The organism is Rhizobium sp. P44RR-XXIV (assembly GCF_001999485.2).
Classification (GTDB): Bacteria; Pseudomonadota; Alphaproteobacteria; order Rhizobiales; family Rhizobiaceae; genus Rhizobium.
In genome coordinates, this window is sequence record NZ_MPVZ02000027.1 from 229,395 (window position 1) to 241,255 (window position 11,861).

General features: G+C 61.0%; 9 protein-coding genes. All 9 read right to left on the bottom strand.

The annotated features are described in order from the left end of the window. Positions 1–42 precede the first annotated feature (42 nt). The 9 genes from BSK43_RS13455 to BSK43_RS13495 all read right to left on the bottom strand — a co-directional run bounded on the left by BSK43_RS13455 (position 43) and on the right by BSK43_RS13495 (position 11,689). A complete protein-coding gene (locus tag BSK43_RS13455) occupies positions 43–1,716 on the bottom strand; it encodes an FAD-binding dehydrogenase (protein ID WP_077470666.1) in 1,674 nt (557 codons plus the stop codon). A 189-nt stretch (positions 1,717–1,905) separates the two neighbouring features. Continuing rightward, complete coding sequence (locus BSK43_RS13460) at positions 1,906–3,420, bottom strand: FGGY-family carbohydrate kinase (RefSeq protein ID WP_077470667.1); 1,515 nt, start codon at positions 3,418–3,420, stop codon at positions 1,906–1,908. A 33-nt stretch (positions 3,421–3,453) separates the two neighbouring features. Beyond that, a complete protein-coding gene (locus BSK43_RS13465; protein WP_077470668.1) occupies positions 3,454–4,296 on the bottom strand; it encodes a class I fructose-bisphosphate aldolase in 843 nt (280 codons plus the stop codon). After that, entirely contained in the window at positions 4,269–6,011 is a 1,743-nt protein-coding gene (locus BSK43_RS13470; protein ID WP_077470669.1) for a glycerol-3-phosphate dehydrogenase/oxidase, read from the bottom strand. Before BSK43_RS13470 ends, BSK43_RS13465 begins: the two co-directional genes overlap by 28 nt. Positions 6,012–6,023: 12 nt before the next feature. Beyond that, the gene (locus tag BSK43_RS13475; protein WP_077470670.1) at positions 6,024–7,019 is read right to left on the bottom strand and encodes an aldo/keto reductase; all 996 of its coding nucleotides are present in this window, start codon (positions 7,017–7,019) and stop codon (positions 6,024–6,026) included. Next, positions 7,016–8,020 carry a sugar-binding transcriptional regulator gene (locus tag BSK43_RS13480; RefSeq protein ID WP_077470671.1) on the bottom strand — a complete coding sequence of 335 codons (1,005 nt, stop codon included), beginning with the start codon at positions 8,018–8,020 and terminating at the stop codon, positions 7,016–7,018. Before BSK43_RS13480 ends, BSK43_RS13475 begins: the two co-directional genes overlap by 4 nt. A gap of 1 nt (position 8,021) precedes the next feature. Then, complete coding sequence (locus BSK43_RS13485) at positions 8,022–8,948, bottom strand: ABC transporter permease (RefSeq protein ID WP_348641756.1); 927 nt, start codon at positions 8,946–8,948, stop codon at positions 8,022–8,024. Positions 8,949–9,039: 91 nt separating this feature from the next. Then, a complete protein-coding gene (locus BSK43_RS13490) occupies positions 9,040–10,584 on the bottom strand; it encodes a sugar ABC transporter ATP-binding protein (RefSeq protein WP_077470673.1) in 1,545 nt (514 codons plus the stop codon). 73 nt (positions 10,585–10,657) lie between these two features. After that, positions 10,658–11,689 carry a substrate-binding domain-containing protein gene (locus BSK43_RS13495; RefSeq protein ID WP_136686910.1) on the bottom strand — a complete coding sequence of 344 codons (1,032 nt, stop codon included), beginning with the start codon at positions 11,687–11,689 and terminating at the stop codon, positions 10,658–10,660. Between the last annotated feature and the right edge of the window lie 172 nt (positions 11,690–11,861).

Below are 11,861 nucleotides of genomic sequence, written 5' to 3' on the forward strand. Positions count from 1 at the left end.
TTCCTGACCAATCCGGAACTCAATACAATATCTCCGTCTTGCTCATCGTGAGGGTGTGCGCTGTCCGGCAATTGCACGGCCGGCGGCGCGGCCGGAGAAAATGCATCCACCCAGGAAGGTCCCTTCGAGTGCATTGTATCCGTGGACGCCGCCACCGCCGAAACCGGCTGCCTCGCCGGCCGCATACAATCCGGGGAACGGGCTTCCATCGGAGCGCATGACCTGTGAGCCGAGATTGGTCTCAATGCCGCCGAGCGTCTTTCGGGTGAGGATATTGAGCCGCACGGCGATGAGTGGCCCACGCTTGGGATCGAGCAGCCGATGCGGCTTGAGGATGCGCAGCCGATCGCTGAAGTACCGCCGGGCGTTCATTATCCCAATCAGCTGGGCGTCCTTGCTGTACTTGTTCTCGCTTTCCCGGTCGCGCGCCAGCACCTGGCGTTCGACATGGTCGTAATCGAGCCTTGGCCCTCGGACGAGTTCATTCATGCCGGCGACGAGATCCCGCAGATTGTTGCGCACAACGAAGTCGATGCCGCTGCGCTTGAACGCTTCTATCGGCCCGGGCGCGCGCTTGGAGAGCCGGCTACGGAGCAGCAGCTTGATGTCCTTGCCTGTGATGTCGGGGTTCTGCTCAGAGCCGGACAGCACGAATTCCTTACCGATGATCGATTCGTTGAGGATGAACCATGAGTAGTCATGGCCAGTCGAGAGGATCCGCTTCAGTGTACCAAGCGTATTGAACCCCGGAAAATTCGGAGCCTCCATGCGGTCGCCATTGGCGTCGAGCCATAGCGGCGAAGGCCCCGGAATGATCCGGATTGCGTGATCGGGCCAGATCGGGTCCCAATTGTGGATTCCCTCGACATAATGCCACATGCGGTCGCGGTTGATGATGTTGGCGCCCGACGTCTCGGCAATCCCGAGCATGCGCCCGTCCACATGGGCTGGGACGCCGGGGATCATATGCTTGGGAGCCTCGCCCAGCCTGTCGGTCGGCCAGTTACGGCGGATCAGGTCGAGATTATGGCCGATCCCGCCGGTGCTCAACACCACGGCCGGCGCACGGTATTCAAAGCTCTCAACTCCGTTCCGTGGCGATTTCTTGCCGCGCTCGAGATCGTCGCAGGGCTCGAGCACCGTGCCGCGCACCCCGACGACGGCGCCCTGTTCGACGATCAGCTCATCCACCTGATGGCGGAATGCGAAGCGCACCAGGCCGCGCCGCTCGCCGTCGAGGACCGGCTCGCGGAAGACGCGCACCAGTTCGGGGCCTGTTCCCCAGGTCAGATGGAATCGTGGCACGGAGTTGCCATGCCCGAGCGCATTGCCGTCGCCGCGCTCCGCCCAGCCGACCGTCGGAACGAAGCGCACACCCAACTCATGCAGATATGTGCGCTTCTCGTCGGTTGCGAAGCGAAGATAGGCCTCGGCCCACTTGCGGGGCCAGTAATCCTCGGCCCGGTCAAACTGGGCCGAACCCATCCAGTCCTGCAGCGCCAGATCATAAGAATCCTTGATACGCATCCGGCGCTGCTCGGGGCTGTCAACGAGGAACAACCCACCGAGCGACCAGAAGGCCTGGCCGCCGAGATTGTTGCGATTTTCCTGATCGATGACGAGGACCTTGCGCCCAGCCTTTACCAGCTCGTAGGTCGCGACCAGACCGGCAAGGCCTGCGCCGACGACGATCACATCGGGTTCGGTGGTGCTCATGGGTTCTGGCCTCCTGATGTTGCGGGTTCTCGATCGCTCGCAAGGCGTAAGCTGACACTTGCGGGGCCGCTAATCTAGGGGTTGCCGATGAGAACTCTCTGCTAATTTTTGATGCAGGGGCTGAACGAGCACGATGAGCGACCACATTTTTCGCCGGGCGAAACTGCGGCCGCTCTGAGATGCCATTTGTTATTGATCGTCCTTTACCGATGCAAGGCGCCGCCAGATCGGAGCCATTGCCTTGGCGATGTCGCGGTAGAGGCCATAACGTCTTTCATAGTGAGCCGCCAGATTGGTGTTTGGGACGTAGTTGCGCTCCATTTTGACCATCGAGGCCGCGCCATCGGTAAAATCCGCGAAGATACCGGCGCCGGTTCCTGCCGCAATCGCTGCTCCAAGCGCACCTGTCTCACGCGAACGAGCGATCGACACCGGCAGCCCCAGCACATCGGCAAATACCTGCGGCCAAATCAGGCTTCTGGAGCCGCCTCCGGAAAGCACCGCTTCGTTGAAGATGGCGCCTGCCCGGCGCATCGTCTCTATATGCTCGCGATGACCGAAGGCGACGCCTTCGAGGACGGCGCGGACGAGATGCCCCTTCGTGTGCCAGCCGGCAACGCCATAAAAACCAGCGCGCGCATTGCCGTCCTGCTGCGCCCCGTAGAGAAAGGGATGATAGATCGGGTCGTCGGCAGCCGGCACAATGGCGGCGGCAAGCTCACCGCACAGATCGAAGGGCGAGCGGCCATCCGCCGGGATATCGGAGAAGAATTCCCGGACCAGCCATTCGAGGTTTGCTGCCGAGGTGGCGCTCGACTCGATCGCCATATAGCGCTCGCGGTCGAAAGTAGAGGACATGAAGACGGGGCCCGCCAGTTGCGGTCTGTCTATGATGACCTGATTGATGCTCCAGGTTCCCGCGATGATCGACGCGTCACCCGTCCGCGTGACGCCGGACCCAATGGCCGACGCGATGACATCGAACAGCCCGCCGACAACAGGGGTGCCGGCTGCAAGCCCGGTCTGACAGGCGGCTTCCTCGGTGATCTCTCCCGCGATATCGGCGCTTTCAATCAATGGCGGCAGAAGCGCCATGCAGTCGCATAGGCCGTACGCCTCCATCAACACGCGATCGTAGCGGCGATTGGCGACATCGAGCAAACCGCAGCCGGTCATATCGGACACTTCGCTGACCCGCATGCCGGTAAGCCGATTGACGATGAAGTCCTTGCACAGGAAAACCGTGCCGATCCTGGCGAAGGTCTCGGGCCGATGCCGCTTTAGCCAGGCGAGCAGTGTCGGCGTCTGCGACGGCCAGGGCCGCTGCTGGCCGATCGGATAGGTGCGGTCACCCACGCCCTGCGCCTGCCATTCCTCGACGAGACCAGCCGCTCGGGTATCGAGCGACTGAATGCCGAGCAGCGGCTGACCGTCGCGATCCAGCGCGTAAAGCCCGTTTCCGTGGCCGGCGCAGCCCACCGCGGCAATGTCCTGGGGTTTGATCGCGGCCTGCTCGATGCAGCTGCGGATGACCTTGCGGGCATTCGCCCAGAGCTCGTCGAGCCCACGCTCCACCTGTCCGGCGCATGGCATGCGGCTATGGCCCTCTTCTGCCGCCGCCGCGATTTCGTTGCCCTCCCGGTCAAAGATCACCGCCTTGATGACGGTGTTGCCGGCGTCGAGCCCCAATAGATAATCTGCCATGCAAAGCCCCTCCCAAGGCCCCAGTCTTCACGATCAGCCGCGCTGGTAAAGCGCGAAAGCGTCCTCGCCGCTTGCATCGTCATGTATGATCGCCATCAGCCCGCGAACGACCGCGCTCGGATTGGCGTGCTGATAGATATTGCGCCCATAGACCATGCCCATGGCGCCCTGCCGCATCAAGGCCGCCGATTTATCGAAGACGGCGCGAAGGTCTTCCTTGCCACCGCCGCGAACCAGAACCGGGCAACGGGCCGCCTCGACCACCCTATGAAAATCCTCCGCATTCGTTGTTGGGTCGGCCTTGACGATATCCGCTCCCATCTCGCGGGCAAGCCGCGTCAAGGTGACGATCTTGTCGGCATCACCATCGACCATATAGCCGCCAGCCTGGTCGACCGGCTGCATGACAAGCGGTTCGATCATCAGCGGCATGCCATATTTGTCGCAGTCGGCGCGAACACGGGCAATATTCTGAACGCATTGGCGAAAAAGGTCGGGTTCGTCGGGCAACATGAAAAGATTGACGACGACGCAGGCCGCATCCATCTCGATCGCACCGATCAAAGGCTCGGCTTCGTTCTGGAGCACGGCCCACATGTCGCGGTGCCGCGTGCGGTTATACGGGTTTCCCATATCGATGCGCATGACCAGCGCCGGCTTGTTCCTGGCGGCTACATTTTGCAGCAGATCTGCCTGGCCGTAGTTCATCTGGATTGCGTCGGGTGCTGCCTGCACCAGGGTCTCGACAACAGCCGGCATGTCTTCGAGACCATTGAGGAAGGACGGCTCGTTACAGACGCCGTGATCGATGGCCACGTCCAGGCAACGACCGCCGCTGAATAGCCGGTTCATCCGGACTTTGCTGTTGCTTCGCATTCCATGCTCCTTTGTTCGTTCCGTTCGGAAAGGGTGCTTTCGGTGACGCCATGGCGGTCACGCAAGAGGTTGAGAAAACGCTCGCGCTCGGCACTCCGCTCTGCCGGCGTCCAGGCCTTTTCCGCCGCCAGAAGATCGAGCGTCGCGTCCATCATCTGCTGGGAGAGATGGCCTGATATGGCAAGTGTGGTGCGCCTCAGCAGCAGATCGTCGAGATGCTCGGCTGCTTCGTTGCGGATGAGAAAGATGAGTTCACGCTCGGAATAATCCGGATGGGGCGTGGGCCTATCGGATGCCATGGCGATGAAGCCGGCGATTGCTTCGGCCTGCGTACCGTAGCGGCCGAAAAGCACTGCCATGCGGCTACCCGGAATTCCCTTTTCTGCCGCCACCTGCGCGATCCATGCGGCGCGATCGAGCGGAAATCGCCGGCCACCACCGATCGCCCGATCGACTGTTGAAACTTGCCGCTCTTTGCCCAGCCGCTCCAGCGCCAGATCAGCCGCGAGTTCGCCGAACGACCGAAAGGTCGTCCACTTCCCGCCGATCATGCACACGATCGATGGGCCGCCATCAGCGTCGTCCACGACCGTGCAGAAATGATCGCGAGGAATGCGGCCGGTGAAACTGTCCGTACTCGCAGGCAGCGGACGCACGCCCGAGAACTGGAAGCTGATCTCTTCCGGCCGGATTTTGATATCGGGCAGAACGAAGGACAGGGATTGCAGGATATAGTCCCGCTCGTCCGCCTCGCAGCGCACGCTATCAGGATCGTCGATGCGAATATCGGTGGAGCCGACGAGAACCTTACCCAGATAAGGAAACAGGATGCAGATCCGGCCATCCTCGTTCTCGTAGTAGATCATATGGCCGGCAAGCGCGTCATGGAGCGCCGCATTGTCGATGATGAGATGAGATCCCTTTGTGCCGCCCATTAGAGGGATCGTCCGTGTTTCGGGTTTAAAGAGCGTGCCGTTGGTGATGTCGATCCACCCGCCAGTTGCATTGATGATGAGTGACGGCTCGATTGCCGCCGAAGAGCCCGTGATGGTGTCGTGCAGGAGATATCGGCCCTCCCCCATCGCGCGGATGTCCGCATAGTTCAGCGCCTTCGATCCCGCAGAGAGGCCGTCATCCAGCAATTCGACTCCGAGCCGTTCCGGGTGGCTGACCCAGGCGTCGTAATAGGTCGCGGAACTCTTGATGTCGGCATTGAGCGCCGGCCACTTGGCGAGCGTGCTGCGCCGGCCGCGAAACTGATGGTGCGGCATAATCGCCCGCTTGCGCGTCAGGAAATCGTAGATGCTGAGGCCTGCCTTTATGGCAATGGCACCGCGGCGGCTGGGCCGGCGTGACAGTCCCAGAAAACGGACGAGACCATTGCCAAGTCCGGAGAAGATATCGAAGACCGGCACGGTCGTCGGCAGCGGCGCAACATAATGCGGAGCATTGCGCAGCAACCTGTCACGCTCGGCGAGCGATTCCTGCACCAGCTTGAATTCGCCGTTCTCCAGATAACGAAGGCCGCCATGCACCATGCGCGACAGTGCGGCGCTCGCCCCGGAGCAATAGTCGTGCTTCTCGACCAGAAGCACGTCGAGCCCCTGCAGCGCCAGCTCCCGGAAGACACTGATGCCGTTGATGCCGCCGCCGATGACACACACGTCCACCTTCGGGCTCCGGCGAAGCCCGTCCAACGTCTCTTCACGATTCATGATGGCGATCCGTTACCTGTCCATATCGGTCAGTTTCGCTGAAATGGCTGTATCGATGGCTGATTGATCATCCGGGTCCAGCCGGATGGTTCCGGCCCGGGCATTGTCGAGCGCCTGCGCGCGATTGCGCGCGCCGCAAAGAGCAAAAGTGACGCCGGGCTGCGCAAGCGTCCAGGCAATGACGATCTGGGCAATGCTCGCTTTGTGCTTATCGGCAACCGGCTTGATGGCAGTGGCAAAGGCTAGCGCCTTTTCGCGATTGGAAACGGAAAAGCGGGGATTGCCCAGCCGTTGATCATCGCCGGAAAACACTCTATCAGGCCCGATCGCACCGGACAGGAGACCGAGCGCCAGCGAGGAATAGCTCAGTGTCGAGACGTCGTTTTCCTGGGTCAACGGCAGCAGATCGGCCTCGATCTCCCGGTCGATCATGCTGAAGCGCTCCTGGATGGCATCGAGACCGCCGGTCGCTATATAGGCTTGCAGTTCGGGAGTGCCGACATTGCTGGCGCCGATCGCCCGGATCTTGCCCGACGTCTTCAGGTCTTCCAGCGCCCGCATCGTCTCCTCGATTGGTGTCGTCGGATCCTGCCAATGGGTGATGTAAAGATCGATGTAGTCGGTGCCGAGGCGCCTCAGGCTTTCCTCGACTTCATGGAAGATCGCATCGCGACCAAGGTAGCGGTGGACCGGCGTGCCATCCTGATCGAAGAAATGCCTGCCCTTGTCGGTGTGCCACACGAGACCGCATTTGGTGGCGATGACAGCCTTGTCACGGCGACCGGCAAGCGCTTTGCCGACGATCTCTTCCGAGCGACCGAGGCCGTAGGCCGGCGCGGTATCGATGAGCGTGACACCAGCATCGAGTGACGCCTGGATCGCGGCGATCGATTCCGCCTCATCCGTGCCTCCCCACATCCAGCCGCCGATTGCCCATGTTCCAAGGCCGACCGCCGAAGCGCTGACGTCCGAGCCGCCGATCTTGCGTATCAATTGTTGCCCGTTCATGCGCTTTGTCCTTCGCCATTTGCCAGCGCCAAAACGCGCGCACCGGTCGCTTCGTCAGTGACTAGCGTATCGAGATGGTGACCGCGCATGACGCTGAGGATCGGCCCTGCCTTGTTCGGACCGCTTGCCACGCCGATCTTCGTCGGGATCGAGGCGAACTCCGGAAGGGTCAACGAGACGAGGGAGCGGTTGAGGCTGTAGTCGCAGACGCTGCCCTGGTCATCGAGCAGATGCGCGAGCAATTCGCACGAAGCGCCGGAGCGCTCGATTGCTGCACGGTCGGTGCTCGAAGAGGGATGCAGGTCGTAGTAGCTGGAGTCGTCGGAGAGAATGGAGCCGATGCCGACGACGGCGACCTTGGCGTCGCGCGCCTGCCTGAAGACATCGGCAACGGAGCGCATGTTGATCAGCATGTCACGTTCGGCAGCACTGTCGGCAAAGAGCGGCGCATGGATCTGGAATGAGTGGCCGCCTAGCCGGTCGGCCATCATCGTCGAGACGTGGTTCACATCGGTATAGTGTTTGCCCTGGACGCAGCCTGTTGCCGGGATGACGGCGACATCGAAGCGACGCGGCGCCTGAAGACCGGCCACGACGGCACTGACACCCTTGCCGCCGGTAATGCAGATCGTATCGCCGTCTGCGATATGCTCGAGTAGCAAGCGAGCCGCGGCTTCGCCAACCGTCTGCAGCGTCGTTTGCAGATTGTCCGATACCGTCGGTACGACGATGGCGCGGCTGATGCCGCCAAGGGCCAGAAGCTGCTCCTCCATATCGACCAGCGGCTCGACAGGGGATTTGATCTTGATCTCGACGAGGCCGAGCTGCCGGCCACGCTTGATCAGCCGGTTGACTGTCGCATGCGAGAGGCCGAGCTGGTCGGCGATCTGCGCCTGCGTCAGGCCTTCGAGGAAGTGCAGGACGAGAGCCTGGTGCATCTGGCGCGCGATGACGATTTCCTCGCGGGGCGCAGATGGGGATTTCTGCTTTGCAATCGGCATGTCAGGCAGCCTTCCGCTTGTGAAGGAAATGGTCGATGGAAACGGCAGTCAGGAGAATGCAGCCTTTGATCATGTCCTGCCAATAGACCGATACGTTGAGCAGGATCAGCGAGCTTGAGACGACAGACAGAAGCGCAATGCCGAGGATGGCGCCGAGGATCGTGCCGGAACCGCCACTCAGGGACGCGCCGCCGATAACGGCCGCGGCGATGATGTTGAGCTCCATGCCGACGCCGAAAGTCGGGGTCGCGGCACCAAACCTGGACATGAAGATGACGCCGGCAACGCCTGATAGCGTGGCGCAGAGGACGGTAACCCAGAACTTCACCTGGTTGGTCTTGATGCCGGAATAGAGGGCGGCCTTCTCATTGCTGCCGGTATAGAAGACCTTGCGGAAGGCCGTTGCCCGACGCAGCAGGAAATCGAAAATGGCGACCACGGCGACGAAGATCAGGATCACATAGGGCACCCCGTAAAAGGTGCCTTGCCCGACCGCCTTGAACGAAGTCGGCAGCGTGAACAGCGAAAGCGGTGTTCCCTTGGTAATGATGAGGCAGATACCCCGCACGATCACCATGGCCGCCAGCGACGTGATGAAGTGATTGAGGCCGATGACGGTGACGAAGAAGCCCATGGCGCAGCCGATCAACGCGCTGGCGAGAATGCCGATCAGCGATGCGCTCCATGGATCCAGTCCCATCAGGAACAGCGATCCCGACAGAACCATCGAGAAGCAGACGACCGACCCCACAGAGAGGTCGATGCCACCGACAATCAGAAGGATCGTCATGCCGACGACGACGATACCGTCCACCGAGAAGGACATCAGCATCGCCCTGAAATTGCCGAGCGTCAGGAAATGCGGGGAGGCAAAGCTCATGAGGACGCAAAGGGCGAGAATGATGGCGATGAGCCCTGCTTCCCGCATCGTTCCGAGCTTCCTCCAGGAAGAAGCGCGCTGCCTCGTCACCGCCAATGCATGATCTGTCACTGCCTTGTCCCCCGTTTCTGCCTTTTTCTCAGACGGCATGCTCTGATGCCTTTGATGTGGTGTGTTGCCCGGCGCCGATGCCCGATGCCAGCCGCATGATGGCCTCTTCCGTCATCGCCGCGCCTTCGACTTCGCCGGCGACGGTGCCTTCGCGGATGACGATCGCCCGGTCGCAGAGACCGAGAAGCTCCTGCAATTCCGAGGTGATGACGACGATGCCGATACCGGAGCGCGCGAGATCACGCAGCAGGCGATGAATCTCGGATTTTGCGCCGACATCGATGCCGCGCGTCGGCTCATCGAGAAGGATCACTTTCGGATCGACCGCCAGCTGTTTGGCGATGGCGACCTTCTGCTGATTGCCGCCGGAGAGCGATGAGACCGGCATGTCGATACCGCCCATGCGAACGCCGAGACGGCGCGCAAGTTCGCCTGCCCGATCCGCCTCTGCCTTCGCATTCAAGAGCCCGAACCGGCCGGTCAGCGACTTCAAATCGAGAGCGGCAATGTTCTGCGCAATCGATAGGTCGAGAAAGACACCGGAGCCTTTGCGATCCTCGGAGAGGTAGACGACGCCGGCCCGCACAGCATCCGCATAGGACGTCGTCCGGAGTGTATTGTCCTGCAATCGGACCTCGCCTGTCGTTGTCTGGCGCAGCCCGCAGACGCCTTCGGCGATTTCGGTTCGCCCGGAGCCGATCAGGCCGCCGATCCCGAGAATTTCGCCTTTGCGCAGTTCGAAGCTGACATCGTGGAAGCGCTTACCGTCACCGAGATTACGAACAGAGAAAATGGTTTCGTTGTTGCGCTCGGTCTCATTCTGCTTTTCCGGATAGAGCTGGGTGATCTCGCGTCCAACCATGCGGCGCACCACGTCCTCGGCGCTGATATCCGACACCCGTTCCGTCGAAACATAGCGGCCGTCGCGAAAGACGGTGACGCGGTCGCAGAGGCTGAAAATCTCCGCCATGCGGTGGCTGATATAGACGATCGATATGCCCTGGGCCTTCAGATCGTTGATGATGCCGAAGAGCACCTGTGCTTCCGTGACCGTCAGCGCCGCCGTCGGCTCGTCGAAGATCAGAACCCGGCAATCGAGCGTCAGCGCCTTGGCGATCTCGACGAGCTGCTGGCTTGAAATCGGCAGCTCGCTGACCTTCTGGCGGACGTCGATCGGAGCAAGGCGGTTCATGACAGCCTGCGCTTCCCGCTCCAGCCGGGCAAAATTCATGAAAGGCGAGCGGCGGCGGTTTGTGGCCGCCATGAACATGTTCTCGGCAGTGGTGGCGTCCGGGCAGAGGGCGATTTCCTGGTGGACGAGACCTATTCCCAAGGTCTGGGCATGGGCCGGAGAGGCAATCTTCACATGCGCGCCATCGATGAGGATTTCTCCTTCGTTCGGCTGCAGCACGCCGGCGATGATGTTCATGAGCGTCGACTTGCCCGCGCCGTTCTCGCCGCAGAGCGCATGAACCTCGCCCCTTTCCAGGGTGAATGTCACATCCGTCAGCGCCTTGATGGCGCCGAAGTGTTTGCTGACATTGCGTATCTCCAGGACCGGCGCTGGCGTCATAACATCCTCTCCCTTGTCCACCCTGCATGGGCTGTCCGGGATTTCCTCATCCCGGACAACCGTTTTGCAAAGTTTACTCCTCGATACCCTTCGTACCACGACGCTTCAGGTACTTGTCCCAATAGAAATCGTCGGCATTGGCGGCTGTCACGATCGACAGGCCGTTATCGACGAAGGGAATGCTCATCGGGTTGAAGCCGGAACGCTTGGCGTCGTTCATCGGGTCGATCAGCTCGGGATGCTTGGCAAACCAGAGCATCATGAAACCCATGTAACCCTGCATGCCCTGGTTTGGGTTGATCGAGCCGAACACTTCGCCGGCCTTGATCATGTCGAGAATGTTGGCATTGACGTCGGCGCACATCACGAGGATCTTGCCGCCGCTTTCCTTGTTGGCCTGGGCTGCGCCGATTGCCGAGTTCGCCTCGGGCATGAACACGGCATTGAGGTTCGGATGCGCCTGCACCAGGCTCATGAGACCCTGATAGGCCTTGTTGGGATCCTGGTTCGAGGCCGCGCGGCCGACGAGCTTCATGTCAGGATATTTTGTTTCCATGCGAGCGATGAAAGCGGCGATGCGCTTGTCGTGATTGTCCTGCCCCGGATTTTCCAGAACGGCATATTCGCCCTTGCCACCGAGCTTTGCGGCAATCGCATCGGCAGCGTAGGTGCCTTCACGCGCATTGTCCGAGGTGATGAAGGAGATGCGCTTGGAAAGCGGCGAATCCGCCGCGAAGGTGACGACCGCCGTGCCCTGATCGATCGCGCGGTTGATCGGCTCGATGAACGGGTCGGAATTCATCGGATGGACGAGAATGCCAGCCGGGTTCTGGGCAAGTGCCTGATCGAAGGTGGCGATCTGCTTGTTGACGTCATATTCCGGCGTTCCGGTATAGGCGGTCTCGCAGCCGAGCTGGCGGCCGGCCTGCTTGAACATCTCATAGACCGGGAACCAGTATTCGACGCCGGATACCATGACGTTCATGACGTATTTTTCGCCGGGCTTGCAGCGAAACGGATTGTCCGTCTCCGCTGCAGACGCCGTCGAGACGAATGCCGCTGCGGCCAGAACAGCCATTGCGGTCGTGCTTAGAAATTTGCGCAAAGTTCCTCCCCAGAGGCCGAAGCCCCTTCCCAAATGTCCCCTGGCCTCCCTTGTGGGGGCCTATGATCCCAATGAAGATCGAAACTCCTCCTCGAGTTCCGATGTCGACAAGAAACCGCATGGCCTGCGTGTTGTCAATATAATTCATCATGTGAAATATATTTCTCGCCGC

Excerpts from the sequence above, each read along its gene's own strand:
- BSK43_RS13465 (WP_077470668.1), bottom strand. The coding sequence starts at position 4,296 with ATGCGAAGCAACAGCAAAGTCCGGATGAACCGGCTATTCAGCGGCGGT.
- BSK43_RS13485 (WP_348641756.1), bottom strand. The coding sequence starts at position 8,948 with ATGCGGGAAGCAGGGCTCATCGCCATCATTCTCGCCCTTTGCGTCCTC.
- BSK43_RS13470 (WP_077470669.1), bottom strand. The coding sequence starts at position 6,011 with ATGAATCGTGAAGAGACGTTGGACGGGCTTCGCCGGAGCCCGAAGGTG.
- BSK43_RS13460 (WP_077470667.1), bottom strand. The coding sequence starts at position 3,420 with ATGGCAGATTATCTATTGGGGCTCGACGCCGGCAACACCGTCATCAAG.
- BSK43_RS13490 (WP_077470673.1), bottom strand. The coding sequence starts at position 10,584 with ATGACGCCAGCGCCGGTCCTGGAGATACGCAATGTCAGCAAACACTTC.
- BSK43_RS13480 (WP_077470671.1), bottom strand. The coding sequence starts at position 8,020 with ATGCCGATTGCAAAGCAGAAATCCCCATCTGCGCCCCGCGAGGAAATC.
- BSK43_RS13475 (WP_077470670.1), bottom strand. The coding sequence starts at position 7,019 with ATGAACGGGCAACAATTGATACGCAAGATCGGCGGCTCGGACGTCAGC.
- BSK43_RS13455 (WP_077470666.1), bottom strand. The coding sequence starts at position 1,716 with ATGAGCACCACCGAACCCGATGTGATCGTCGTCGGCGCAGGCCTTGCC.